Origin of the sequence: Rothia aeria (assembly GCF_016726365.1) — a bacterium.
In the GTDB taxonomy this organism is placed as follows: Bacteria; Actinomycetota; Actinomycetes; order Actinomycetales; family Micrococcaceae; genus Rothia; species Rothia aeria.
In genome coordinates this window covers 2,220,440-2,243,988 of record NZ_CP068102.1, presented here as the reverse complement: position 1 = coordinate 2,243,988, position 23,549 = coordinate 2,220,440, and the positions used below count along the sequence as shown (strand labels likewise).

The 23,549-nt window shown below is 57.2% G+C and carries 26 protein-coding genes; 13 read left to right on the top strand and 13 right to left on the bottom strand.

Features of this window, described 5'->3' with window-relative positions; genetic code table 11:
• Nucleotides 1–39: 39 nt before the first annotated feature.
• From dapC to typA, 4 genes are all read right to left on the bottom strand, one after another.
• The gene (dapC, locus tag I6I94_RS09885; protein WP_128087986.1) at nucleotides 40–1,197 is read right to left on the bottom strand and encodes a succinyldiaminopimelate transaminase; all 1,158 of its coding nucleotides are present in this window, start codon (nucleotides 1,195–1,197) and stop codon (nucleotides 40–42) included.
• Nucleotides 1,198–1,420: 223 nt separating this feature from the next.
• Nucleotides 1,421–1,741, bottom strand: coding sequence for a ferredoxin (gene fdxA, locus I6I94_RS09880; RefSeq protein WP_004005129.1), 321 nt, complete (start codon nucleotides 1,739–1,741; stop codon nucleotides 1,421–1,423).
• Nucleotides 1,742–2,082: 341 nt separating this feature from the next.
• On the bottom strand, nucleotides 2,083–3,450 hold the full coding sequence (locus I6I94_RS09875) for a PIG-L family deacetylase (protein ID WP_128087987.1): 1,368 nt from the start codon (nucleotides 3,448–3,450) through the stop codon (nucleotides 2,083–2,085).
• Nucleotides 3,451–3,593: 143 nt separating this feature from the next.
• Nucleotides 3,594–5,504 (bottom strand): translational GTPase TypA, encoded by a 1,911-nt coding sequence (gene typA, locus I6I94_RS09870; RefSeq protein ID WP_006887470.1) that lies wholly within the window; start codon nucleotides 5,502–5,504, stop codon nucleotides 3,594–3,596.
• A gap of 436 nt (nucleotides 5,505–5,940) precedes the next feature.
• On the opposite strand from typA, the gene I6I94_RS09865 reads away from it, so the two are divergent.
• Entirely contained in the window at nucleotides 5,941–6,159 is a 219-nt protein-coding gene (locus tag I6I94_RS09865) for a hypothetical protein (protein WP_201620657.1), read from the top strand.
• A 323-nt stretch (nucleotides 6,160–6,482) separates the two neighbouring features.
• Here I6I94_RS09865 and I6I94_RS09860 read toward each other — a convergent pair whose 3' ends face one another.
• Nucleotides 6,483–7,403: an NUDIX domain-containing protein gene (locus I6I94_RS09860; RefSeq protein WP_128087989.1), complete on the bottom strand. Its 921-nt coding sequence runs from the start codon at nucleotides 7,401–7,403 to the stop codon at nucleotides 6,483–6,485.
• 206 nt (nucleotides 7,404–7,609) lie between these two features.
• Here I6I94_RS09860 and pgi point away from each other — a divergent pair, with 206 nt between their 5' ends.
• The gene (pgi, locus tag I6I94_RS09855; protein ID WP_201620656.1) at nucleotides 7,610–9,280 is read left to right on the top strand and encodes a glucose-6-phosphate isomerase; all 1,671 of its coding nucleotides are present in this window, start codon (nucleotides 7,610–7,612) and stop codon (nucleotides 9,278–9,280) included.
• Between the two features lie 112 nt (nucleotides 9,281–9,392).
• Here pgi and I6I94_RS09850 read toward each other — a convergent pair whose 3' ends face one another.
• Nucleotides 9,393–10,067 carry a pyroglutamyl-peptidase I gene (locus I6I94_RS09850; RefSeq protein WP_128087990.1) on the bottom strand — a complete coding sequence of 225 codons (675 nt, stop codon included), beginning with the start codon at nucleotides 10,065–10,067 and terminating at the stop codon, nucleotides 9,393–9,395.
• Nucleotides 10,068–10,103: 36 nt separating this feature from the next.
• Between I6I94_RS09850 and I6I94_RS09845 the strand changes: the two genes are divergently transcribed.
• A complete protein-coding gene (locus I6I94_RS09845; RefSeq protein WP_128087991.1) occupies nucleotides 10,104–10,523 on the top strand; it encodes a hypothetical protein in 420 nt (139 codons plus the stop codon).
• Between the two features lie 89 nt (nucleotides 10,524–10,612).
• Here the strand turns inward: I6I94_RS09845 and I6I94_RS09840 are convergent, their stop codons facing one another.
• Together I6I94_RS09840 and I6I94_RS09835 are read right to left on the bottom strand one after the other, a co-directional pair.
• Entirely contained in the window at nucleotides 10,613–11,176 is a 564-nt protein-coding gene (locus tag I6I94_RS09840; protein WP_201620655.1) for an LOG family protein, read from the bottom strand.
• A 172-nt stretch (nucleotides 11,177–11,348) separates the two neighbouring features.
• A complete protein-coding gene (locus tag I6I94_RS09835; RefSeq protein WP_094757645.1) occupies nucleotides 11,349–11,828 on the bottom strand; it encodes an NUDIX hydrolase in 480 nt (159 codons plus the stop codon).
• A gap of 242 nt (nucleotides 11,829–12,070) precedes the next feature.
• Here I6I94_RS09835 and I6I94_RS09830 point away from each other — a divergent pair, with 242 nt between their 5' ends.
• Nucleotides 12,071–12,808 (top strand): DUF6318 family protein, encoded by a 738-nt coding sequence (locus tag I6I94_RS09830; protein WP_128087993.1) that lies wholly within the window; start codon nucleotides 12,071–12,073, stop codon nucleotides 12,806–12,808.
• Between the two features lie 156 nt (nucleotides 12,809–12,964).
• On the opposite strand, the gene I6I94_RS09825 is transcribed toward I6I94_RS09830, so the two are convergent.
• The 3 genes from I6I94_RS09825 to I6I94_RS09815 form a co-directional block, all read right to left on the bottom strand.
• The gene (locus tag I6I94_RS09825; RefSeq protein ID WP_128087994.1) at nucleotides 12,965–13,357 is read right to left on the bottom strand and encodes a DUF488 domain-containing protein; all 393 of its coding nucleotides are present in this window, start codon (nucleotides 13,355–13,357) and stop codon (nucleotides 12,965–12,967) included.
• A 227-nt stretch (nucleotides 13,358–13,584) separates the two neighbouring features.
• Nucleotides 13,585–13,833, bottom strand: coding sequence for a hypothetical protein (locus I6I94_RS09820; RefSeq protein WP_128087995.1), 249 nt, complete (start codon nucleotides 13,831–13,833; stop codon nucleotides 13,585–13,587).
• A 301-nt stretch (nucleotides 13,834–14,134) separates the two neighbouring features.
• On the bottom strand, nucleotides 14,135–15,628 hold the full coding sequence (locus I6I94_RS09815) for an amino acid permease (protein WP_201620654.1): 1,494 nt from the start codon (nucleotides 15,626–15,628) through the stop codon (nucleotides 14,135–14,137).
• Between the two features lie 263 nt (nucleotides 15,629–15,891).
• Between I6I94_RS09815 and I6I94_RS09810 the strand changes: the two genes are divergently transcribed.
• Genes I6I94_RS09810 through I6I94_RS09800 form a run of 3 tightly spaced genes read left to right on the top strand, consistent with a single transcriptional unit; the run spans nucleotide 15,892 to nucleotide 18,058 of the window.
• On the top strand, nucleotides 15,892–16,767 hold the full coding sequence (locus I6I94_RS09810; RefSeq protein WP_128087997.1) for an AzlC family ABC transporter permease: 876 nt from the start codon (nucleotides 15,892–15,894) through the stop codon (nucleotides 16,765–16,767).
• The gene (locus I6I94_RS09805; RefSeq protein WP_004005150.1) at nucleotides 16,760–17,098 is read left to right on the top strand and encodes a branched-chain amino acid transporter permease; all 339 of its coding nucleotides are present in this window, start codon (nucleotides 16,760–16,762) and stop codon (nucleotides 17,096–17,098) included. The genes I6I94_RS09810 and I6I94_RS09805 overlap by 8 nt, the downstream gene beginning before the upstream one ends.
• A 9-nt stretch (nucleotides 17,099–17,107) precedes the next feature.
• A complete protein-coding gene (locus tag I6I94_RS09800) occupies nucleotides 17,108–18,058 on the top strand; it encodes an AzlC family ABC transporter permease (protein WP_128087998.1) in 951 nt (316 codons plus the stop codon).
• A gap of 78 nt (nucleotides 18,059–18,136) precedes the next feature.
• On the opposite strand, the gene tpx is transcribed toward I6I94_RS09800, so the two are convergent.
• Nucleotides 18,137–18,637: a thiol peroxidase gene (gene tpx / locus I6I94_RS09795; protein WP_128087999.1), complete on the bottom strand. Its 501-nt coding sequence runs from the start codon at nucleotides 18,635–18,637 to the stop codon at nucleotides 18,137–18,139.
• Nucleotides 18,638–19,032: 395 nt separating this feature from the next.
• On the opposite strand from tpx, the gene I6I94_RS09790 reads away from it, so the two are divergent.
• Nucleotides 19,033–19,773 carry a hypothetical protein gene (locus I6I94_RS09790; RefSeq protein ID WP_128088000.1) on the top strand — a complete coding sequence of 247 codons (741 nt, stop codon included), beginning with the start codon at nucleotides 19,033–19,035 and terminating at the stop codon, nucleotides 19,771–19,773.
• Between the two features lie 80 nt (nucleotides 19,774–19,853).
• Nucleotides 19,854–20,543, top strand: a complete 690-nt coding sequence (locus I6I94_RS09785; protein WP_128088001.1) for an LppP/LprE family lipoprotein — start codon at nucleotides 19,854–19,856, stop codon at nucleotides 20,541–20,543.
• Between the two features lie 94 nt (nucleotides 20,544–20,637).
• Here the strand turns inward: I6I94_RS09785 and I6I94_RS11535 are convergent, their stop codons facing one another.
• Nucleotides 20,638–20,763, bottom strand: a complete 126-nt coding sequence (locus tag I6I94_RS11535) for a hypothetical protein (RefSeq protein WP_255406301.1) — start codon at nucleotides 20,761–20,763, stop codon at nucleotides 20,638–20,640.
• Nucleotides 20,764–20,867: 104 nt separating this feature from the next.
• Between I6I94_RS11535 and I6I94_RS09780 the strand changes: the two genes are divergently transcribed.
• The 4 genes from I6I94_RS09780 to I6I94_RS09765 all read left to right on the top strand — a co-directional run bounded on the left by I6I94_RS09780 (nucleotide 20,868) and on the right by I6I94_RS09765 (nucleotide 23,500).
• Complete coding sequence (locus tag I6I94_RS09780) at nucleotides 20,868–21,275, top strand: DoxX family protein (RefSeq protein WP_128088002.1); 408 nt, start codon at nucleotides 20,868–20,870, stop codon at nucleotides 21,273–21,275.
• A gap of 79 nt (nucleotides 21,276–21,354) precedes the next feature.
• Nucleotides 21,355–22,035, top strand: a complete 681-nt coding sequence (locus I6I94_RS09775; protein WP_128088003.1) for a class I SAM-dependent methyltransferase — start codon at nucleotides 21,355–21,357, stop codon at nucleotides 22,033–22,035.
• Between the two features lie 270 nt (nucleotides 22,036–22,305).
• Complete coding sequence (locus I6I94_RS09770) at nucleotides 22,306–23,055, top strand: class I SAM-dependent methyltransferase (RefSeq protein WP_128088004.1); 750 nt, start codon at nucleotides 22,306–22,308, stop codon at nucleotides 23,053–23,055.
• A gap of 10 nt (nucleotides 23,056–23,065) precedes the next feature.
• The gene (locus I6I94_RS09765) at nucleotides 23,066–23,500 is read left to right on the top strand and encodes a hypothetical protein (RefSeq protein WP_128088005.1); all 435 of its coding nucleotides are present in this window, start codon (nucleotides 23,066–23,068) and stop codon (nucleotides 23,498–23,500) included.
• The last annotated feature ends 49 nt before the right edge of the window (nucleotides 23,501–23,549 follow it).

Below are 23,549 nucleotides of genomic sequence, written 5' to 3'. Positions count from 1 at the left end.
GCTATGGGACTGGCATTACCCCGCAGGGAAGGGCACGGGCTATGCGACGCTGCCTTTGAGGCGTTCTGCGGCAGCAGCGACCGCCGCATCCGAGGCGGTGAGGGCGATGCGCACATAGCCGTCGCAGCCCTCTCCGTAGAACACTCCGGGGCCGGCCACAATACCCAGTTTCGCCAGCCGCTCGATCGATTCCCAGGTGCTCTCACCAAACGTGGTCCACAGGTACAGGCCCGCTTCGGAGCCTTCGATTCTCCCGCCTGCGGCGGTAATCGCCTCCACGAGGATTTCACGGCGGGCACGGTATATGTCTTTCTGCGCGGCCACATGCGCATCATCGGTGAGGGCCGCGATCATGGCGGACTGCACCGGTGCGGGTACGATCATTCCCGCGTGTTTACGGGTGTTAATAATGTTCGGCATGATCTGCGCGTCTCCGGCGATAAACGCGGCACGGTATCCCGCCAGGTTCGACTGTTTCGAGAGCGAGTAAGCGGCGAATAGCCCGGTGAAGTCCCCAGCGCAGACGCGTTCATCAAGGATGGAAGGCACGGGTTTACCGCCGCGCGCCGTGTCCCATTCTCCCCAGCCAAGTTCCGCATAGCATTCGTCGCTGGCTACTACGGCACCAATGTCGCGGGCGTGACGTACAAGCTCACGCAGCTGTTCAACACCGCGCACCACGCCGTTAGGGTTAGCGGGCGAGTTCACCCACACCAGCCGTACCCGCCGTTTCACGTCTTCGGGCAGTTCAGTAAGGCTGTCGGCGGCATAATGGTCGGCCCCGGCCAGGCGCGCCCCAATCTCGTAGGTGGGGTAGGCTGCACGGGGGTACACTACCACGTCACGCTCCCCCGTTTCGGGGTGTGTGCCCAGTCCCAGCAGGAACGGCAGCCACGCCACGAGTTCTTTTGAGCCGACGGTGGGCATCACTTGGTCGGCGCTGAGCCCGTGCACGTTGCGGCGGCGGGCGAACCAGTCCACGATCGCCTGCCGCAGTTCGAGGGTGCCGTGCGTGGTCGGGTAGCCGTGGGCGTTTGCGCCTGCGGCGAGCGCGTCTTGAATGAGCTGGGGGGTGCTATCAACCGGGGTTCCGATGGAGAGGTCTACGGTTCCGCCGGGGTGTTCAGCCGCGATGGCGCGGTAGGGGGCGAGCGCCTCCCAGGGGTATTCGGGTAGGTCTATGCCGTATGTGCGCATGGTTCTCCTTCACCGGCGGGGTGGCCTGTAACTCTGTGGTGGGGGCGTAGCTATTGTATCGCGTGGGCGGGCCTTGGGGTACGGGTAAAGCCCCCGTTCCCACCGTGTAAGATGCGGGTGCGGGGGCTTCGGTGTTTTGTAGGCCACCATTGAGAAAGTTGTAGTTCAGAAAGTGCGGGCCGGTTGTTTCCCGGTGTGCGGGTGTGTGTCCGCTGTGTGGAGGCTATTCTCCTTGCGGTGGTAGTGCCGCAATGAAGGGAACGTCTTTGCCGGTGGGGCCCATTTTGGCGGCGCCGCCGGGTGAGCCGAGGTCGTCGAAGAATTCGGCGTTGGCGGTAATGTATTCGGACCATTCTTCGGGTACGTCGTCTTCGTAGTAGATGGCTTCGACGGGGCATACGGGTTCGCAGGCGCCGCAGTCCACGCATTCGTCGGGGTGGATGTACAGGGTGCGGTCGCCTTCGTAGATGCAGTCTACGGGGCATTCCTCTACGCAGGCGCGGTCCTTCACGTCTACGCAGGGCAGTGCAATTACGTAAGTCATGGGTGCCTTTCTTGAACCGGTTTCAGCGCCCACTGTCCCAATGTTGGTGGGGTGTGGGGTGTGTTGGCGCTGGGGCATGGGGTATCCGCCCGAAAGCCTGTGTATAAGTCTATCTCGCTACGGCGTTTTTACAATATTTTCGTGGCGCAGTGAACAGGTGTTTGAGAGGTAAAATACCCTATTTTTTAGGCTAGGCTGTCCTGCAAAATTCTAGCGTTCTCCCTAGTCAGAGCCTTAAATTTAGCAGAATAAGAAAATAAAGTTAAGTTCGCCACATAGTTTTTGGGTGTGTTTTTATGTTGCAGCGTCACTCACTCGGTCCATATATAGCTCACTCGGTGTCAGCGTTTGTGAGGCTGCGAAAAACTGGGTGCGCTTTTATGCTCGCGCAGCTGCTGCTTTTCATTGCGCAGGGAGCGTACCGCAACGGGGGCCGCCAGCATGACAATAATGGGTGCGCCCATCAGCCAGCAGGTGCCCACTATGCCGATTGCAGCACCGGCGGTGGGGTTCACGAGCACAAACGGCGCTTCCGGCCGGGCGTAGGCAAACGCGAAGATGGTAATAAACACGGCTGCTGCCTGGATGGGCGCGGCCACTGGGCGGCGCATCATGGTGGCGCCCCACAGGGAGGCGAAGAATACCGTCAGGTACCCTAGGCCCAGGCCCACCGGGATGGGGGTGTCACCCGCATACTGTATCCAGGCGTGGTAGATGGAACCGCCCAGGGCTGCCATAATGCCCAGCAGGATACTCGTGAAGGAGGTGCTTATTATTCCGGCGGGTTCGTGGCCGCTGGGGACTTCAATATTCGCGTCCCCCGCCAATAGTCGGTATGTTTCTACCCCCGATATTTTCTGTTCCACACCGTTTGAGTATTCAAAGGTGTCATCACCGGTCACCACAATTTGGGTGCCGTATTCGCGCATTGCTTTACGTTTAGCGGTGGTGGAGCCGTAGATCGCCGCCTGGGTGCGTTTATCTGTTTCGTCAAATTCCCCTTCTATGCCCCACACCAGCACCGGTTTCTGGCTGCTTTTGAGAAGTGAGAGTGCCTGCATGACTGCTCGGTGGGTGCGCACATGGTCGGGGTGCCCGTACCCGCCGTCGGCATCGTAGGTAATGAGGGCGTCGGGTTTAATGGAGCGGATTGCGTTCGCTATGGCCTGCGCCTGTGGCTCTATGGGTTCTGCGGTGAGCGAGTCGCTGCTGGCCTTGGGGTTGGGGGCTGGTTTGCCGTCTTCGCCCCACACCATGCCGGAGTCGCGGTAAATTTTTCGTGTGCCCGTGGCGGTGGCGGGTGCTTGGCCCAGGTAGAAACGGCTGGCAACCCCCAGGGTGCGGGATGCGGCGACGAGTTCGCCGGTGCGGTATTCTCCCAGTGCTTCCCCGTTATCGGTGCATTCGGGGTCGCCGACCTGCAGGTGTTTCAGGTCTTCGGGGATGACCTCACCCATTTCTCCGCGGGTAAGAGTGAGCAGGTGTACTTTGGCACCTTCACGGGCGTAGGCAGCCATTGTTGCGCCCGTTGAGGAGGTCTCATCATCCGGGTGGGCGTGCACGAACAGCAGCACACCGTCTTTAATGAGGCGCCCGTTCGGTAGCAGATTACGTTTAGATGCGGACACCACTCTGGTGCCCTGCTGGGGGTAACTTGGGGTAGCCTCAGACATAACCGTGCTCGCTGCCTCCTTCAACTTAGCGTTCACTATATTCTATCCCCACATGTGTTCATATGAACGGTATTTTTAAAAAGTCGGGTGGGGGCGCATCCACACCTGCAGCAGTGTGGGTGCACCCCCACCCGGTGCGCGAGCCTTACGGTGCGCGGGGTGTGTGATGCTCGTGTGCCCTAGTTGGCGCGGGCACGGCGGCGGAATTCACGCACGCGCTCGTTCGCATCCAGAATAACCTTGCGGATGCGAATAGCTTCGGGGGTGACCTCCACGCATTCGTCTTCGCGGGCGAATTCGAGGCATTCTTCCAGCGTAAGCTTCTTGGGCGGGGTCAGGTTTTCGAAGCTGTCTGCGGTGGAGGAGCGCATATTGGTCAGCTTCTTTTCCTTGGTGATATTCACTTCCATATCGTCTGCACGGGAGTTCATGCCCACAACCATGCCCTCGTATACTTCGGAGGTCGGTTCCACGAAGAAGGTGCCGCGTTCCTGCAGGTTAATCATGGCGTAGGGTGTTACCGCACCGGCACGGTCGGCGATCATCGAACCGTTGGTGCGGTACTCAATATCGCCAGCCCAGGGTTCGGGGTCGATCGAGTACGACGACGAGATACCGGCGCCGCGGGTTTCGGTGAGGAACTGGGTGCGGAAGCCGATCAGGCCGCGCGCGGGTACCGCGAATTCCATGCGCACCCAGCCGGTGCCGTGGTTCGACATGTTCTCCATGCGCCCCTTACGTGCCGCCATCAGCTGGGTTACGGCACCCAGGTGCTCTTCGGGCACATCAATAATCATGTGTTCCATCGGTTCATACAGTTTGCCGTCGATGGTTTTGGTGACTACCTGCGGTTTACCCACGGTCAGTTCGAAGCCCTCGCGGCGCATCTGCTCCACCAAAATAGCGAGGGCGAGCTCGCCACGGCCCTGAACTTCCCAAGCATCCGGGCGCTGGGTGGGCAGAACCTTAATGGAGACGTTACCGATAAGCTCGCGGTCAAGACGGTCCTTGACCTGGCGTGCGGTCACCTTCGCGCCCTTGACGCGGCCCGCCATCGGAGAGGTGTTAATGCCGATGGTCATGGAGATCGCCGGGTCGTCCACCTTAATAAGCGGCAGCGGCTTGGGGTTTTCGGCGTCGGTCAGGGTTTCACCAATGGTAATGTCTTCGATACCGGCGACCGCCACGATTTCGCCGGGGCCTGCTTCTTCGGCGGGAACACGTTCGAGCGCCTTGGTTGCCAGCAGCTCGGAGATACGCACGTTTTTAATATTGCCGTCTTGGCGTGCCCAGGCGACGGTCTGCCCTTTCTTGAGGGTGCCGTTGAAGATACGCACGAGCGCCAGACGGCCCAGGAACGGCGAAGAGTCAAGGTTGGTCACATGCGCCTGCAGCACCTCATCAGGGTTGTAGGTGGGGGCGGGCACGTGCTCGATGATGGTTTTAAACAGCGGTTCCAAATCGTCATTATCGGGCAGGGCGCCGTCGGCGGGCTGGTTCAGCGATGCGGCGCCAGCTTTACCGGAGGCGTAGACGACCGGCACATCCAGCACGCTGTCGAGGTCAAGGTCGGGTACCTCCTCGGACAGGTCCGATGCTAAGCCGAGCAGAAGGTCCATCGTTTCGCTGACGACCTCGTCGATGCGCGCATCCGGGCGGTCCACCTTGTTGACCACCAAAATGACGGGCAGCTTCGCGGCGAGTGCCTTACGCAGCACGAAGCGGGTCTGCGGCAGCGGACCTTCGGAGGCGTCCACGAGCAGCACCACACCATCGACCATAGACAGGCCGCGTTCGACTTCGCCGCCAAAGTCGGCGTGCCCGGGGGTATCAATCACGTTGATGGTGATGGTTTCACCGTTCGCGGAGGGTCCATCGTAGAACACGGTGGTGTTCTTCGCGAGGATGGTAATGCCTTTTTCCTTTTCAAGGTCGCCGGAATCCATCACGCGGTCTTCGACGTCTGCGTGCGCCGAGAACGCGTGGGTCTGCTTGAGCATCGCATCCACGATGGTGGTTTTGCCGTGGTCAACGTGAGCCACGATCGCCACGTTGCGCAAATCAGGGCGCGAAGCGGTGTTTTCAGACATGCGTAATTTTTCTCGCTTAAATCTAGGGGTACGGTACTGCCCGCCACGCCGTGTGAGTGCATCACCACGGATGCGCGGTACAGGGCCACTGTGTGGGCACGGCAAACGCGCCCTAGTGGTGGGCTTGCCTGTCCAGTGTACCACCTGCCGCAGCGAGTGGCCCGCATACCGCAAGCAGCAGGTATTGGTTCAAATATGAGGAGAAAGTATCCTCTGCCTGCGGACTATAAAGACATTTAGTGCGCAGCTTTTCAATTAGTGCACAGTTTTTCAAGGGTCAAATTTTTATCTATCAACTGTTTATCCCGCAAATCCTCAAAGAAAGCGTGGAGTTTCCTGAGTCCTGTTGTTCAGCCAAGTTTTTATGCTTTATATTTTTTATATCGAATCGGTAAAGATTCATCGAGAAGTAAGCACCTTAGACATTCTCTAAAACATGAAGGATCTTAAGATGAGCGCCCTGAAAACTATTCGCCGTGCAACAGTCGCTGTGGGACTCTCAGCAGTCCTCCTCGCCCCTCTTGCCCCAGCTCAAGCAGCATCTCGCCCCGCCCCAGAACCGCGCCCCAGCTCCAGCCCATCTTACTCCCCTCAGGGTGCGGGAAAAACGCTTGGGAAGATCATTGCAAATATCCTCAAGCAGCTTCACATTTAAAGCTAATACTCACCGTGGTGACAATACCTTCACTCTTTACATGTTTTATATGTTGAGGTAAAGATAATAACACCCGGATCCCGCATATTACACGGCATAAAAAATACCCACACTATATTGATTCCGCGGAATAGTCAACCACCTATTCCGTCATGTTCCAGGGCCGAAGAAGAATGCCCCCAACATTCTTCTTCGGCCCGCTCTACCCCCTCTCACAAGCATTCTTCTGCCTCAGTAAAAATCCGCTGTTATGTGGGGTAGATGAAGATGAACATTCACCCATAATTGGTACGCTGACATACCTGCTGCACCCTGTAAGGCGTTTACAAGCCTTTCTCTTGCAGCCACTCATCCAACATGCGGCGGGCCACCGCATTCGTTCCGGGCAGCTCAAGTTTCGGCTCACCGGTGCGCTGCTCCGCAATAGCCTGCGCCAGCTCAGGTGCAGTAAACCAGCGGGCGGAGTGAATCTCACCGTCTAAGTGCGTCACCGGCTGGGAGGCATCAACCGTCACCCGGTAGCAGACCATGAGTGAACGGGGGAAAGGCCAAATATCGCTCATTCGGTAATCCAGGCGCAGGGCGTCCAGCCCGGTCTCTTCATACACTTCGCGGGTCACCGCCTGCTCCAGGTTCTCCCCCGGATCCACAAACCCGGCAATCAGGGCGAACCGGTTGCGCGGCCACAGCCTGTTATTGGCTAATAGAACGCGGCTATTATCCTCGCTCATAATAAGTGCCATCACCGCCGGCTCAATACGCGGGAACACCATCTCCCCGGAACCGGTCAGGCGTATCCCTTTGTGGGGGTCCACCGGGGCTGACTCTCCCGTGTAGGCGGAGTATGCCATCTCAATCAGGTAGTCACGTTTCGCCAGCGCCGCACCGTACCGGGCCCGCCCCGCCGGGTCGGCGTGCACAGGGTAGAACCAGAAACCCGCCGTGGATACCTCACACCCTTCAGGCAGCGCGCCCAGCTCCTGGGTGAGCGCCGCCAAATCTGCATCTTCAACATAAACAGCGCGGTACTCAATAGCGTACCGTGCTTCAGGTTTCATGAGTTTAGGTTCCAGACTGACGTCCGTAAGACTGTCTTCAGGCGGGCTATCGAGGTAGTGCAGGGTTCCGTCGGCGCCGACCAGGGTGTCACCCGACCGGGAGACAACCAAGTAGCGGGTGCGGCGTGAGGCGGTTTCATCAGTTACGGTGGTATGCGCTGGCAGCTTCTTGTTCTGGGTGCTCATGCCCTCAACTCTACGCCCGCACCGGGGCACCCCACCAAACTGAGCCGCCTACCTGTTCCAAGACGCACCCCCTGTCTGCGATGGGCAGGGAACACGTACGGTCTTTGCAGACCGCCAGAAAACAATAATGCTGCCAACCCTCAGCTTCCCGCACAGAACCGGTATCTAGGGTGACATTACCGAGCCGAAGAGGGAAAATAGAAACCATGACTATTACGAACCCGACGACCACCGGTGCGTGGTCAGCACTAACCCAACACAAAGCATCGCTCACTCCGAATTTGCGAGCCTGGTTCGAGCAGGATCCTTCCCGCGCCCAGAAATTTAGTTTTGATGCCGCAGACCTGCACGTAGACCTCTCGAAGAACCTCATTACCGAAGAGACCGTGCAGCTTTTGCTCAAACTCGCCAAAGAGGTGAACCTCGCCGAACGCCGCGATGCTATGTTCACTGGCGAACACATTAACGTGACCGAGGACCGCGCGGTTCTGCACACCGCGCTGCGCCGCCCCAAGGGTTACTCCCCCGCCCTCGTTGTTGATGGGCAGGATGTCGATAGCGATGTTCACGCCGTTCTGAACAAGATGTACGCTTTTGCCGATCGTGTGCGTTCGGGCGAGTGGACCGGCGTGAGCGGCAAGCGCATCGAGACCGTGGTAAATATTGGTATTGGCGGTTCTGACCTTGGTCCCGTGATGGTATACGAGGCGCTTAAGCCTTACGCCGACGCCGGGATTTCCGCACGGTTCATCTCAAATATCGACCCGACCGATGTTGCCGAAAAAGTTTCTGATCTTGACCCAGAAACTACCCTGTTCATCGTTGCTTCGAAGACCTTCGGCACCCTAGAAACCCTGACCAACGCTCGTGTGGCACGCGACTGGCTGCTCACCGCGCTTGGCGAGGCGAACGCCCTGCAGGGAAAAACCGCAGAAGAAGCCGTGGCTCAGCACTTTATCGCCGTTTCAACCGCGCTCGATAAGGTTGCTGCCTTCGGCATTGACCCCGAAAATGCCTTCGGCTTCTGGGACTGGGTAGGCGGTCGCTACTCCGTAGACTCGGCAATCGGTACCTCGCTGGCCATCGTCTTCGGCCCAAAGGTTTTCGAAGAATTCCTCGCGGGCTTCCACGCCATGGACGAGCACTTCCGCACCGCGCCCTTTGAAAAGAACGTCCCCGTACTCATGGGTCTGCTTAACGTGTGGAACGTGAACTTCTTGGGCGCCGAAACCCACGCGGTCCTACCCTACGACCAGTACCTACACCGTTTCCCCGCCTATCTGCAGCAGCTCACCATGGAGTCCAACGGTAAATCCGTTCGCGCCGACGGTTCCTTCGTGGACTACTCCACGGGCGAGGTTTTCTGGGGCGAGCCCGGCACCAACGGTCAGCACGCTTTCTACCAGCTGATCCACCAGGGCACCCGCCTTATCCCTGCGGACTTCCTGGCCTTCGCCAACCCAGCTCACCCCACCAAGGATGGCGAGCAGGATGTGCACGAACTCTTCCTCGCAAACTTCTTTGCACAGACTCAGGCGCTCGCTTTCGGCAAGACCGAGGATGAGGTACGCGCCGAAGGTACCGCCGAGCATGTGGTAAACGCCCGTATCTTCAGCGGCAACCGTCCTTCGACCTCTATTATGGCTTCTCGCCTGACCCCGCGGGTGCTGGGCGAGCTGATTGCCCTCTATGAGCACATCACCTTTGTGCAGGGTATCGTGTGGGGTATCGATTCCTTCGACCAGTGGGGCGTCGAACTCGGCAAGAAGCTGGCGCTTGATTTGGTGCCCGCTATTGAAGGAGACCGCGAGGTTCTGGAACGCCAGGATTCTTCGACCGCATCTCTGATCGACTACTACCTTAAGCACCGCAAGTAGCAGTGCCCTAGGCTAATATGCGCGGTGCCCCCGATGAATCTCTCATCGGGGGCACCGCGTTTTAATAACCGCCGCTTTCACTCGTCTCCCCGGTTCAACGGTATGAATGAGACTACATCACCTTGAGGGTATCGCGCACCAGCTCCGCCACGATGCGCGCAACCACCGCCTCAGGCAGAGTCGGCACCGATTCGCTCTCTACTCCCCCGGTATCGGCATGCGCAGTGAGCGTTGTCTGTGCGTCAGAGGGCTCATGATCGACTCGCGTGGCGGGAATATGCACAAACCCCGCAGGAATCCGCCGCCCCTGGCGTTCCAGAATACGGTGTGCCTCATAAAATACGTGGTTGCACACATAAGTTCCGGCGGTGTACGAAATCTCAACCGGCAGCCCCACACCGCGCAGACGCTCATAGCTTGCCCGCACCGGCAGGGTCGAAAAATACGCGTCGCGTCCCTCCGGGGCGATCGCCTTATCCACACGCACCACACCGTCATTATCCTCAATATCGGCGGAGTCCAGGTTGATGGCAACCTTCTCAAAGCTCACCTTATCCCGCCCGACTGCCACGCCCAAGCTGAGCACCGCATCCGGGCGAATATCGGTCAGCATCTCCTCTAAAGCCTCTGAAGACCCCGCATAGCTCACCGGAATCTCACGGGTTACAACCCGTACCGCAGATTCGTCGGCGAGTACATCAGCCACCTGCCGCGCTGTCACCCCGCTCGGGTTCACGCTCACGCCGGGAAACGGGCCGAAATAGGTGATGAGAAGGGTCTTTGTCATCGTTGTCCTTTACACGTCGTCGGGTACCCTAGAGGTATGGCACGCACACACCGTCACAAAGAAGAACCCGTTTTTCTTCTCCAGGATACCCCCGATGCCCTGCGCGAAATCGGCGTTGATGATGAGCAGGAGGCGCTAGCCGCTGTTCGTGAACCCGCACAGGCGTTAGAAGGTGCCTCGTTCCTTCAGGCGGTGGGACGGTTTTACCGCTTCTACACACTCGGTCGCGGGCACGCCAGCCGCTCCGAAGTGCTGTGGGCATTACTCTATTTGACACTCACCACTGGTGCGGTACTGGGGTTGACGGTCTATCTGGGCATGCTCTCAGAAGACCCTCACATGGAGTCCCTGATTCGGGTTCTCTATATGCTTATGATGACGCTCACGCCCGTATGGATTATTGTGCATATTCTGCCGCTTTCTTCGCTTCTGAGCAGGGCGCGCGGTAAACACTAGCTCACGCAAATACCCGAGTGAGGATGCAAAAAAACGCCCGCAGCACTCAGGCTACGGGCGTGCACACACTCTAGGGGGTTTAATGCCGCCTATTTACCCAGCACTTTCATGAGCTCTTCGGGGGTTTCAACCACAATAAGCCGCTGCAGGTATTCGGGTTTTAGCAGCTCAGTGGTTGACATATACTCCATAGCCTCAATAAGTTTCGTCCAGTACCCGTTCACGTTCATCAGCGCCACAGGCTTGTCGTGAATCTTCAAAAACTGCCAGCTGAACACCTCAAAAAATTCTTCCAGGGTTCCGGGGCCGCCGGGCAACGCAACGAAGGCGTCGGCCTTATTAATCATGGCGATTTTACGCTGATGCATGGTATCGACAATGTCGAGGGTCGTCTGCCCGGGGTACACGCCCTCCCACTCCACGAGCTGGTGGGTGACCACGCCGTAGACTTTGCCGCCTGCATCCAGGGCTGCACCCGCGACGGTTCCCATCAGACCTGTACTGCCGCCGCCGTAGACCACACCGATACCTCGTTCGGCGCAGGCACGACCCATCTGCTGCGCGCGTTCCACGAATAGTGGATCGTTGCCGAAACCGGCACCACAGTAAACAGCAATATTGTATTTTTCAGGCTGACTAGTTTGTTCCGTCATTGTTCTTCTTTCTGCGCGCTCCAGTGCGCCGTCCACTCGCAGGGTATAGTGCAAACACCTATTGCACGCTACAGCCATTGGGGAGGCACACGCAAGTGGGACAGGTGGGGTGTGCGCATATTCACGGCGTGTTACCAGGTGAGGTGCCCTGCTGCTGAACCGCCCCGCCTGTTTAGCGTGGGTGGGCAGAAAGTACCGGAAAGATGCATTCAATATTGAGCGGGGCTTGGGTGGCATCCCTGTTCTGTGCGGGGTCTACCCAGCGCAGTTCGGCGATTTCGGCTTGCGGGGTGAGAGCGGCGAGCACTTCATATTCGCTGGGGTGCGGCAGGTACTCGTAGGTTTCGGCGCGTACCGTGTACCCGTTTTCATTAAGTGCGGGTGCCTGAAATGTCCCCAGGTGCACCATGCGGGCGGGGTCAGGGGCGAACCCGAGTTCTTCGGTGACTTCACGTACCGCAGCACCAAGCGGGGTTTCGCCGGGGTCGGGTTTGCCGCCGGGCATCATGTACCCGCTTGCGCCTGTTTTACGCACGGTCAGTACCAGCCCCCGTTCGTTACGGATTGCAACCGCTGAGACGTACACGATTTTCCGTTCGGTGTCTATGGCCGCATGAGTGTGGGCGGCTTGAGGGCGTGGGTTTTCAGGCATGGTTCTACCCTACCGCATCCAGGTTTATAGGCTCCGGTTTTCTCTCTACCAGGTACAGCCCTACTGTGCCTGTGACAAGCTTAACCATCCGCAAAATATACAGCATATATCGGGGTTTTTAGCATCCTAGCAGTATAAAAGTAAGAAAAACAGAAGAAACACCTTCTTTAGACAGCAAATGAGGTGTTTGCCGATACAATAGAAAGCGCTGACCTTCACCGATTCGAGAGGAAAACGCCAGCATGACTTCCGCTATGACCCGCCGTACCGCACTCACCACGCTGGGCGCAGGCTCCATCGCCGCGTTAACGGCATGTTCCGCATCCCTCACAACTGCCAATACCGCGGGCACTCATGACTCTAATGGCGCATCTTCAGCAAATAATAATTCAAAAGCCAAGGCATCTGAACGCAGTGACTATTCGGGCGCAGTGGAATTCAATAGTTATGACACTTCTGCGGGCGAGTATAAACCAGCCACACGAACCTCGCCCCCGCAGAATGTGCCCAAACCCATCAAACCCGAAAATATGGATGAACACAGCGTGGCCGGGTTATACTCCGCGATAGGTTTCTTCACTACAGCGTTAACCTACGCTTTTGTCACCGGTGATCTTGGCCCGCTTGATCATCTCCCCTTCAGTGATACATACACTAACACCTTTAAAAAGCAAATCCGAGAAACCACACAGGAGATGGACGGCGCATGGTTTGAAGAGTTGAAGATAGCATTCACTCTTAACACCGCTCAGCCAACTCAGGACGGGGACAACTACAAGTGGCCTGCTAAGTACATCTTTTCTCTGGGTAGTTTCGTGGTGTACCGAGGAGTTCCGGTAGACCTTCCCCACGACAAGCAATCATCCACAGAGGAAGCTTTGATTACCGCGCAGTATAAAGACGGGCGGTGGATTCTTTCAGAGACCAATGACAACGGCGGCGGCAGTTTCGGACCTTCCGGCGGCAACTTCAAAATCTGAGCCTTTATCCTCCATATCCAGGCTCCCCACATACCTCTGAGCCATTCAAGGCAGCCCAACGACGCTGCCGCCGGTGGGCAGGCGGTGTGCACCTGCTTGGGTGCGTCGGGCCGTGGCCCCAAAAACCTCTATAGGTGAGGTTCTCTGGACGGACGACTAAGGGACAAGCCTCGTCAAATCTGGCAGGTGCTCCGCCATGTAGCTGCATAAAATCATGGCGTGGTTACAGTGCTCGTCTTTAGCTGCGTACAGTAGGGTAATGCGCATATCACCGGTTTCTTTGGCGTTGGCAACAACGCTGCGCATGAGGCTCTGCGCATCAGGGTTTACATCAAGTTCTGCACGGTAGCGGTGCTTGAATGCCTCAAAACGTTCCGGATTATGCCCGAACTCAATGCGCGCTTGGGTGGAAGGGGCCAGCTCCTTCGCCCATTTGTTCAGGCGGGCACGGTCCTTAGTAACTCCGCGCGGCCACAGCCTGTCTACAAGCACACGGTAACCATCATCGGGTGATACTTCTTCATATATACGTTTAATCGTAATATCCATATTTCCAGCTTATGCAGGATACGCTTCACTGTGTACCCCCGCCACTTTTACCGATCGCCTTGGCGCGTGAATACAGGAAAGCGGTGCGTGCCTTATTACTGAAGGTAACGGCACGCACCGCCTGGTAGTCAGCATTGAACGGGCCTGCGCCGCCACAGCTGAACGGCGCAGGTGCACTGAGTATGATCTGGGCAACCCCAGCAGGGGCTGCCACTTTCAAAAGGACGTTAGGGCTGCTCCGTGGGGTGCACCTCAGCGTGCTCACTGGGTGTATCGGTTGCGGCAGCCTCGGGGTTATAGCTCGGAAGCGGGTCACGCGTAGGAGCATCACTCGGCACGGCCCACGTGTAGTTGGGTAAGGGTTGTTCATCCGGAGTGGAGGCGGCCAATGCCCCCGTCGCAAAGACTGCCCCCGTTAGGCTCAAAACGGCAACGGCGCCAGCTCCGATAACAAAGGGGGAGGTGTTCTTCTTCATGATGGTACTTTCCTGGGGTGTATGTAGTTATATGCGGTGAACGCACACCAGCCCGATAGCTGGTTATGCGCCTCTTCACAATACCATGAAGATATACTTTAGATTTAGATTTTGTGGCTAAGATCGTTACTTTTCTACCGAAATCGGCACACAGCACTCCCGCTGAAGGGTGAGCGCCCCAATTGTGCTTCCGCAGCGTCATAAAACACACATCTGCCGGGGTGAAATTTTCGCCGATGAGCACACCATACGATGTGTACACAGCGAAAACCTCACCCCGGCAGGTTTTCTCGTGACGCAGTTATTGCTGCGCTTTAATGGTGGCAGAATCTATACCACCCACGTCCACTTTCTCCAGCGGGATCAGGCGGTCGCGGGTTACTAGAGCGTGAATGACCCACACCGCTATGAACACCGGCAGACCAATATATGAGCTCATCACGCCCGCCCAGTTCCCTTCAAGAATCGCCTCATAGTTCTGCCCACCGATCACCAGCAGGCACATGATGAACGCGATAATCGGACCCACCGGGAAGAAAGGGGCCACGTAGGGAAGGTCGTTAAGGCTATGCCCCTGCCGCACGTAGGCGCGGCGGAACCTGTAGTGCGCCACCGCAATACCAACCCACGTGATGAACCCGGCAAGACCCGAGACGTTAACGAGCCACAGGTATGCCGCTTCCTGCGAAATAATGGAGGCAATGAACCCGATGGCTCCCACGGCGGAAGTTGCCATGAGGGCGGGCATGGGCACACCCCCCTTATTCACCTTGGTGAAAACCTTGGGAGCTTTGCCTTCCTGCGCAAGAGAGAACAGCATACGGGCCGAAACGTACAGCCCCGAGTTACCGGCGGAAAGCACGGCGGTAAGGATCACTGCGTTCATCGCTGCGGCAGCGAAGGAAATACCGGCTCGTTCGAAAATGAGGGTGAAGGGAGAAATGTTAATATCCCCTTCGGCTGCGGTGAGCAGGTTCGGGTCGGTGTAAGGAATGAGGAACCCGATAATCACCATGGCGCCAATGTAAAACAGCATGATGCGCCAGAACACGCTGGTGAGCGCGCGCGGCACATCGCGGCGGGGGTTTTTGGACTCCCCGGCGGCAACACCAATCATCTCGGTGCCTTGGAACGAGAACCCGGCAACCATGAAGATGGAGAAAATAGCGATGGGCCCACCCACAAAAGGAGCGTCACCAGCGGTCCAGTTTGAGACACCCGGCGATGCCCCTCCGAGAATCCCGAAGATCATGGCGATACCCGCGATCAAGAACACGATAACGGTGACCACTTTAATAGTGGCGAGCCAGAATTCGCCTTCACCATAGGCTTTGGCGGACAGGGCGTTCAGCCCCGTCAAGAGAACTAAGAAGGTACCTGCCCACACCCACGAGGGAGTCTCCGGCAGCCAATACTTCATCACTTCACCGACCGCCACGAGCTCGGTCGCGACGGTAATCGCCCAGTTAAACCAGTAATTCCACCCCATGGTGAACCCAAAGGATGATGAAACGTAACGGGTTGCATAGGTTTGAAACGAACCCGGGACGGGCAGATGCGCTGCCATCTCACCCAGAGACTGCATGAGGAACAGCACCATAATGCCGATCAGCCCGTAAGCAACGATAGCACCGCCCGGCCCTGTGGTAGAGATCGTTTTGCCGGAGGCCACGAACAAGCCGGTGCCAATGGCTCCGCCGATGGCGATCATCTGTAGGTGACGCGCCGAAAGACCGCGTTTTAGCTCCGTTTCTTCGGGGCTGTTCGCCGCTTTTTCTTCGGATGTGGGGGACATATTTTTCTTCCTTGTTGGTCCCGCGCATGGCAAACACCCCGATCGGTGGCGGGGTGCGGCGACGCGGCGAAAAATCATCTTTAGAAAAACTAATGCGACATAAGTTTTTCTTATTTAGTCCCCTATTCTACTCCCCCGCCGGCGCCCGCCGCCACCGGAATTTTTCGCAAACACTCCGAAGGCAGCAAAGCTCCAACTCACACTGGGCATACTCTTGCGCTAGGATATTCGAAGACTCATTTTCACTCTTGCTGAGAGGCACCATGAAAGATACCGCGAAGGAAACAAGCGACGCAGAACATTACGCCGCGATCGGTCATAACCCTACCGAGAGCGGCTTCAAACAGGCTTTACGGGCATCCAGCGTGGTGCTTGCAAGTTTCGTGGTGTTGGGGTTAGGTTTGGGCGTTATTATTAGTGCTCACCATTTACCGTGGTGGCTTGCGCCCGCAATATCCCTCATCGTTTATGCCGGTTCCGTCGAGTTCCTGGTGGTAGAAATGATCGCAACCGGGGCCAGTGTAGGTGCTATCGGCTTCACAACTCTGCTCGTGAACTCCCGCCACCTGGTGTACGGTATTTCCTTCCCGCTGCAGAATGTGAAGGGTTTCTGGGCGAAGCTCTACGCCATATACACGCTCTGCGACGAATCCTACGCGCTCAACACCGGCCCCGACCGGAATACGCTCTCTCACGCACGTATTCTATGGGTGAGTACATTCCTGCACATCAGCTGGGTGGCAGGAACAACCGCCGGATTCTTTATTGGCGCATCGTTTCTGAGCCACCTTGAGGGTATGGATTTCGCCATGACGGCGCTGTTTACGATCCTCGCGATTGATGCTTACCGCGCTCAACGGGATAATGTCACGGCTCTTCTCACGTTGTTCTCTGGCGCGGTGGGTATTATCCTGGCACCCGGTTCCATGCTTCTGGTGTCGATGGGAACCTACACTGCCCTGCTGATAGTACGGTTCTTTATCGCAAAATCACGGGGAACACTACCAGAACACCAGATACCCGCCCCAGAGAATAACACAGCAGTGACGGCTGCCGAAGACAGCACGACAGATCAGGTGAAAACCTCAAGCCTCACATTCACTCACCACAACGACCCGCAGGAGAACCCCCATGATTAACGGCCACATCGATAGCGGCTATATTATCAGCGCTGTTCTGGTGGCGGCGGCTGTAACCTTTGTTCTGCGGGTGCTCCCCTTTGGTCTCAAAAAAGCCCTCGCGGGTTCTGAGGTTTTGGATGCGCTCAGCCACTGGATTCCCCTCGGGGCCGTAGCGCTTCTGGCGATCTACGCGGTGAGCCGTATTGATTTTTCATCCACGCACACCGCGGTTCCCTATCTTGCCGGATTTGTGGTGACGGCGCTCGTGCACCTGTGGAAGAAGAATATGGTGTACAGCATGATCGCCGGTACCGCCACCTGCGTTATTCTCATTAACTGGGTTTTCTAGGGGTATAGCATGTCTGAAAGATCTTCACGCCCCAGCCGTCACCTTAGGGACACATCGCAGCAAACCAGCAACGAACAGGTTCTCGATATTATCGCCTCCGCGGGTCTGGCGACCAGCAGCATCCCGGTGGTGCAGGAACGCGAGCAGGCTTTACATGCAGGTGGTACCCACAGTGTCGAGCTCCGCCGCACTGGCGAGAGCGGATTTCGTGAGGCAATGCGTGCTGCATCCCTTGTGATGCTGGGCCTGTTTTTCGTGGGAATTGGGCTCGGTGTTGTGATACACAGCCTGGGTTTTCCCTGGTGGCTTGCACCCCTGCTTCCGGGAGTTTTATTCGCCGGGTCGGTAGAGTTCGTATTGCTGACGATGATGACGGCGGGTGCCTCGCTGGTATCCGTTGCGGTCATGACGTTGCTCATTAATTCACGCCACCTCATGTACGGGCTGTCCTACCCTATCGAACGTGTGCACGGCTCTCTCGCCAAGTTTTACACTGTCTACACACTTATTGACGAGGCTTTTGCGCTCAACAGCGGGCCGGAACGGCATGCGCTGAGAGGGTCACGCATTCTGTGGATTCATGCGGGAATGCATATGAGCGTTATCCTCAGTTCCACACTCGGGTTCTTCTTGGGGTCGAGTTTTCTGGCGCATCTTGAGGGGTTCGATTTCGTGATGACCGCGCTCTTTACGGTACTTGCCCTTGATGCCTACCGCGCTAACCCCGATAAGCTCACGGTGCTTTTCTCGGTGATTGCGGCGGTGCTGGCGTTGATTATTGCCCCGGGGTCTATGCTCCTGGTGGCGATGGCAGTGTATATGGCGCTTCTTATGGGGCGTTATGCGGCGGCGAAGAAACGCGGTTCTCTGCCTCAACATATGCTGGTTGCCGACGACCCGACGCGCAGCCGCGCGGCACGCGATCGTGTAGAAGAGAGTCCGCACGAACCAGCGCAATAGTTTCAAACGGCAGAACAAAGCAGGCACCACGGCACGGAAAAACCGGGCATGGTGCCTGCCTGATAGGCTCAGCTGCGTTTACTTAACAGCTGCGAGCGCTGCTTCGTAATTGGGTTCGTTGGTGATTTCGGGAACGAGCTCGGTGTACACTACCTCACCGGCAGGGTTCACGACTACCACGGCACGCGCCAGCAGAGCCTCAAGCGGCCCGTCGGTCATTGTCACGCCGAAGTCCTGCCCGAAGGATGAGCGGAATGCGGAGGTGGCAATAACGTTCTCAATCCCCTCAGCAGCGCAGAAGCGGCCAATGGCGAACGGAAGGTCGTTCGAGACGCACAGCACCACAGTATTGTCTAGTGCGGCAGCATCCTTATTGAAGGTGCGTACGGAGGTTGCGCACACGCCGGTATCGACGGAGGGGAAGATATTCAGAATAATGTTCTTGCCCGCAAAATCGGTGCCGGTGATCGTGTTCAGCTCAGCCCCAAGCACCTCGAACGCGGGAGCTTTGGTGCCCACTGCGGGCAGCTCGCCGATGGTGTTGACGGGGGTTTCTTCATGAAAAGTAATTTTAGCCATGCATCAATTGTCGCCCAGTGCCGGGGCCAGCGCAAGAATGCAGTCAGGACCCGTGACGGATGTGCCCCTCCGATGCGGTTAAGACCCGGGCTTTCTTGCTGTGCCGCGGCTGCACCTGCTGCACGTGGCGTCATTCACAGTCTCCCTTAGATCGCCGCCGCTGCACTGAAGGCACCCGAGGTTCCTGTCACCGTCCGGTTCTCTCACGTGAGTGTTCAGGTATCCTATGTGTATCCCGCAGGCGGCGAACCAAACGTGCAAGTGCACGCTCACGCGGCTACGGTGCACGTTTGGCAGGGGCACGAAGGTGCCCCCGTACCGGCCCCAGCCCCTGTGCCCGGGCTAGCCGAAAATTTAATAGTCTTGACCCCACGCCGAGAACAGAGAAACACCTCATGAAGCCAACCGCATATCAGACTTTTATCCTCTGTGCCCTAGCCACAGCAGCCCTCGCAGGGTGCAGTAGCGGAACGTCCGTGAACCCGCGGGCGGGGGCCAGTGCATCGGCTTCCGCAACAGCAACAGCGCCCGATACGGATAATGCCTCCCCCAGCAGCAGTACCAAGCCAAAACCCGCGAGTATTACGCCCAGCACCTTACCTCCTCCTACTGTGGTGACCATCCCGGCCGCCGATGGTGGCGGCAGCTCCTCTAACGGTAACCGTGTGGTGCAGAACGTTCCCGCTCAGGCGCACGCGAAGGCCGGCACAACAGGTGTTCCTACGGGGGTGCAAAGCTGGGCTACCGATAAGCACGGTGCGGTTTCGTTCCTCACCCCTACCGGCAATATTGGGTGCGATGTGATCTCCGGTGATTCGATGGTGGTGTGTATGCTCAAGGAATCCCAGTGGACGGAGAAGGTAGACAGCCCCGGTATCGACCCGAAGACCGGTAAACCTGTGCAACGCCGCGCGTTCCAGTTGCAGCTTAAAGCCGATGGGTCGTCACAGGTCACGGCCCCGGGCGGTGTGAATGGGGCCATGGGCAACCGCTCATCCACAAAAACCCTGCAATACGGGCAGATGCTGCACGTGGGCACATTTGTTTGCGCCTCCGAACAAAACGGGGTGACCTGCTGGAATCACACTACCGGGCACGGGGTGTTCCTCAACCGCACCGAGCACATCACCTTTTAACTTTGGGTGCGCCCCGGCCGCTGGCCCCGGCGCACCGCACAAGAGTACACCGATTTATTACCCCTGATTGGAGTTGAACCTTGCGACCAACCGTCACAAAAATCGCTATCCCTGCCGCCGTGGCGGCGCTTACTCTCACAGCCTGCGGCAACCCGTTTGGTGCCTCCACCGAGTCGAAAAGCACTAAAAGCAGCGGCTCTTCCTCCAGCAGCTCGGCTCAGGTGTCGCATTCCTCGTCGTCATCAGCAGCGTCAGCGGCCACCAGCAGTGCCTCGCCTTCGTCTTCCCCGTCGGTGGTGACGGTCACCGCAACTCCTGAGCCGACCCCCAGCACGGTGACGGTGTACGCGAGCCCGGATAAGAGCAGTTCTTCGCCGTCATCTTCGTCCTCAAGCAGCGGTAAGGCAAAAGCCGGGGCACCCACCAGCGGGCAGCAGGCGCTAGAGCAGAACAAGTCGAAGCTACGCGGCGGCTACACATGGACTATGTCCCTATCGGATACCTCAAACTATGATGCGAATGTTGAGCTGTCGTGGATTGTGGTGGGTGCCCAGGGCGGTACCGACGGCCCGTATCATATTATGCTGTTCCACTACGGCGAGTACTTGGGAACCGGAACTTACGACCCCCTGTATGGGAAGCCTAATGTTTCGCGTACCGCCGCCAACCAGATTTCGGCCACGCACAGCGCCGATAAGGCTTCGTTCACCTGGGACGATTCTCAGGGGAAGATCGTCATGAGCGGCCACCTGCCCACCGTTAATGGGTAGACCGAAGCGGGGTGCACACATCAAAAAGCCGGGCCCGCGTCCTTCCCCAACGGTGGGGTGGATGCGGGCCCGGCTTGGCATGTTCACAGCGTAATTAGTTAGCGCCGATGAAGCCCTTCTTCTTAAGGATCACGAATGCAACTGCGCCAATGAGTGCAATAACAATAAGCTTCTTCATGGTTTTCCTTTCGTCGGCACCGGGTAGCGGCCTAATCCGCAACGGGTACGGTGCCCCCTTGCACATTTTAGCGTAGAACGGCGAGCTTTACGGCGTATTTGTACGCTCATATAGCTGTGAATAGGCTGGATATGGGAGAATGCCGTATGAGTATTTTCGAGAAAACTTCTGATGATTCCACACCCGCCTCTCGCGCACCGGTGGTGACGTCCTGTTTTCTGGGGATCATGGGTGTTCTGCATTTTGTAAAACCTGAGCATTTTGATCGGATTGTGCCGCGCGCCCTGCCGGGCTCGGCACGGTTCTACACCTATGCTTCGGGGGTTGCTGAGCTTGGTGTTGCAGGGCTGCTGACCGCCCCAACAACCCGCCGGGCGGGTGCCCTCGCGGCCATTGCGCTGTATACGGCGGTGTTCCCGGCGAATGTGCAGATGGCATGGGATTGGCGGCATGAGTCAGCGTTTAAACGTGTTGTGGCTTTCGGCCGCCTACCGTTGCAGCTGCCAATGATTCGCCGTGCCTGGCGCATCTATAAAACCTCCTCTCGGCGCTAAAGCTCTCCTGGCGGTGGCACAAGCTGCGGCCGTGCTATGATAAAAAATCTTCACGCCTGGATTATTATAAAGGAGCACTATGTCTAGTACCCGCCAGAACCCGGCCGAGCAGGCGAAGGCCCTTGCTTCCCAGCTTAAGTGCCCCATGGGTGACACCGGTCAAGAGCTAGCACACTCTTTAAACCTGGGGAATCTTTTCATGATTGTGAGCGCCCTGAATGCATTAGGCATTGAGGAAGGCGACCGCATCCTGGAGGCGGGCCCGGGCAATGGTGGGCTCCTCAATTATGTTCTCTCCCTCGCAGAGAACCTGCACTATGATGGGGTGGAAATTTCGCCGCTCATGTATGAGCAGGCCCGCGCTGCCAATAACGTGTTTATCGCAGAAGGGCTGGCTGAGTACGCGCTGTATGACGGCGTGAATCTGCCGTATGAAGACGGTATTTTCACGAAGGTGTTGAGCGTGAATACGGTGTATTTCTGGGAGGAACCGGCTTGGCTGCTCGCAGAAATGTGCCGGGTGCTTACCGCCGGCGGGCGGGTGTGTTTAAGCTTCTGTGAAAAAGATTTTATGAAGACCCTGCCATTCACCAAGTACGGCTTCGCCCTGTACGATGCCGCCGATATAGTTGCGCTCACACAAGAACTGCCGCTACATACGGTAGCTGTACAGCATCTGCACGATATGGCGGTGGCGGGCGGCTCTGCCCGGCTGGTACGACGCGACTACGTAAACCTCGTGCTTGAAAAAGAACACTAAAAACACCCGGACAGTATCCACATATTTTTTGACACCGTCACTGGCGGTTTCTATCTAGAAGAGTTTTTTGCCTTCAGAAGCTTTTTACTTTTCAGTAATGCAAAAACTTTTCTGAATACGGTGCGTTCAAAAGGCTGTTTCTCGTATTCAGATATAAAAAATATTGACGCGTATATTCCAAAACAGGTATAAGTGTTTTATAAGGAGTCACATTTCTCTCTCACGACGTTCAGAAATGTGCTCACCATATTAACCTAAGGCGGAGAAGCCATGGCAAACACTAACCTCACGAACAAGCTCAAGCCCGAATTCCGCACTAACCCGCCCGCTGAAGAGAACGGCATCCTGATGTGCCTGGATGATGCGCAGGTTCAGGGCGATAACGCCAAATACATGAAATTCTACAACCGCATAGCCACCGTCTATGACCTAGGAGAACGGTGGTTTGGGCGTCTCGCTTACGGCAATGAAGTCGCGCAGATGCGCCGCCAGTTCATGAAAGAACTAGAGTGGTTTCCCGGCTGCTCGGCGCTGTACGTCTCAATCGGCACCGGCACCGACCTACGCTACCTGCCCGACGATATTGAGGTAAGCGCAATCGACTGGACGGGTGCCGATATTTCGCTCGGGATGCTCAAGAAATGCCAGAAAATCTGGGGCGGTCGCGCGAACCTGAACCTGGTGAACTGCGCCGCCGAGAACCTGCCCTTTGCCGATCAGAGCTTTGATGTGGTGCTGCACGTGGGCGGCATTAACTTCTTTAGCGATAAAAAACGCGCGATCGAAGAAATGATTCGGGTGGCCAAGCCCGGCACGAAAATTATGATCGCAGACGAAACTTCCGACTACATTGATTCGCAGTACAAAAAGAGCATCTTCACCCGCAAAGCATACAAGGACGCCACCTTCGACCTCTCAGAGATTGAGGCGCTGATTCCCAGCACCGTTGAGGATGCACGCACCGAGCTCATCTGGGACGACCAGTTCTACTACATTACGTTCCGCACCCCACGCCGTTAGGAGAAACGTCATGGTAGTACCATTTGCCATTGCTGGGGTGCTCATGGCGTTGGCGGTGGGCGCGCACGTTTTTGTGGGAACCCGTGAGACACTGGCCTTGCGTCCCACCGAGAACCGTCCCACCGCTGACGCTGCGGCCAGCACCCCTAGCACTCGTGGGGAGCTAACCCGGCACTGGGCGCAGGCCATGTGCGTGTTCCAGCTGGTAAGTGTCGATCTGCTGCTGGTCACCATCGCTGCACTGCTCTTAGCGTTCACCGATGTGCTACCCGCTAAACGAGATATTGGGCTGTTTATCGCGGCGTATTTAGGCGCATGGGGCGTGGTGTGGCTGGTGCAGCTGGCGGCGGTGAAGGTTGAGCGCCGCACCTACTATATGTTGGGGCATTGGATGCTGTTCTTCCTCTGCGCTGCCCTGATGGTGTGGGGCGCGTTTTCGTTCTAACAACATACACGCGGCGCCCCCGAAAAGAAATCTTTAGGCCAAAATAGCC

What these genes read in the sequence shown, in the direction of transcription:
- I6I94_RS09835 (WP_094757645.1), bottom strand. Translation starts at nt 11,828, where the DNA reads ATGCCTGAAAACCCACGCCCTCAAGCCGCCCACACTCATGCGGCCATA.
- I6I94_RS09775 (WP_128088003.1), top strand. Translation starts at nt 21,355, where the DNA reads ATGTCTAGTACCCGCCAGAACCCGGCCGAGCAGGCGAAGGCCCTTGCT.
- I6I94_RS09800 (WP_128087998.1), top strand. Translation starts at nt 17,108, where the DNA reads ATGTCTGAAAGATCTTCACGCCCCAGCCGTCACCTTAGGGACACATCG.
- I6I94_RS09810 (WP_128087997.1), top strand. Translation starts at nt 15,892, where the DNA reads ATGAAAGATACCGCGAAGGAAACAAGCGACGCAGAACATTACGCCGCG.
- pgi (WP_201620656.1), top strand. Translation starts at nt 7,610, where the DNA reads ATGACTATTACGAACCCGACGACCACCGGTGCGTGGTCAGCACTAACC.
- I6I94_RS09830 (WP_128087993.1), top strand. Translation starts at nt 12,071, where the DNA reads ATGACTTCCGCTATGACCCGCCGTACCGCACTCACCACGCTGGGCGCA.
- I6I94_RS09865 (WP_201620657.1), top strand. Translation starts at nt 5,941, where the DNA reads ATGAAGGATCTTAAGATGAGCGCCCTGAAAACTATTCGCCGTGCAACA.
- I6I94_RS09820 (WP_128087995.1), bottom strand. Translation starts at nt 13,833, where the DNA reads ATGAAGAAGAACACCTCCCCCTTTGTTATCGGAGCTGGCGCCGTTGCC.
- I6I94_RS09780 (WP_128088002.1), top strand. Translation starts at nt 20,868, where the DNA reads ATGAGTATTTTCGAGAAAACTTCTGATGATTCCACACCCGCCTCTCGC.
- I6I94_RS09845 (WP_128087991.1), top strand. Translation starts at nt 10,104, where the DNA reads ATGGCACGCACACACCGTCACAAAGAAGAACCCGTTTTTCTTCTCCAG.
- fdxA (WP_004005129.1), bottom strand. Translation starts at nt 1,741, where the DNA reads ATGACTTACGTAATTGCACTGCCCTGCGTAGACGTGAAGGACCGCGCC.
- dapC (WP_128087986.1), bottom strand. Translation starts at nt 1,197, where the DNA reads ATGCGCACATACGGCATAGACCTACCCGAATACCCCTGGGAGGCGCTC.
- I6I94_RS09825 (WP_128087994.1), bottom strand. Translation starts at nt 13,357, where the DNA reads ATGGATATTACGATTAAACGTATATATGAAGAAGTATCACCCGATGAT.
- I6I94_RS09840 (WP_201620655.1), bottom strand. Translation starts at nt 11,176, where the DNA reads ATGACGGAACAAACTAGTCAGCCTGAAAAATACAATATTGCTGTTTAC.
- I6I94_RS09765 (WP_128088005.1), top strand. Translation starts at nt 23,066, where the DNA reads ATGGTAGTACCATTTGCCATTGCTGGGGTGCTCATGGCGTTGGCGGTG.
- I6I94_RS09815 (WP_201620654.1), bottom strand. Translation starts at nt 15,628, where the DNA reads ATGTCCCCCACATCCGAAGAAAAAGCGGCGAACAGCCCCGAAGAAACG.
- I6I94_RS09770 (WP_128088004.1), top strand. Translation starts at nt 22,306, where the DNA reads ATGGCAAACACTAACCTCACGAACAAGCTCAAGCCCGAATTCCGCACT.
- tpx (WP_128087999.1), bottom strand. Translation starts at nt 18,637, where the DNA reads ATGGCTAAAATTACTTTTCATGAAGAAACCCCCGTCAACACCATCGGC.
- I6I94_RS09790 (WP_128088000.1), top strand. Translation starts at nt 19,033, where the DNA reads ATGAAGCCAACCGCATATCAGACTTTTATCCTCTGTGCCCTAGCCACA.
- I6I94_RS09860 (WP_128087989.1), bottom strand. Translation starts at nt 7,403, where the DNA reads ATGAGCACCCAGAACAAGAAGCTGCCAGCGCATACCACCGTAACTGAT.
- I6I94_RS09850 (WP_128087990.1), bottom strand. Translation starts at nt 10,067, where the DNA reads ATGACAAAGACCCTTCTCATCACCTATTTCGGCCCGTTTCCCGGCGTG.
- typA (WP_006887470.1), bottom strand. Translation starts at nt 5,504, where the DNA reads ATGTCTGAAAACACCGCTTCGCGCCCTGATTTGCGCAACGTGGCGATC.
- I6I94_RS09805 (WP_004005150.1), top strand. Translation starts at nt 16,760, where the DNA reads ATGATTAACGGCCACATCGATAGCGGCTATATTATCAGCGCTGTTCTG.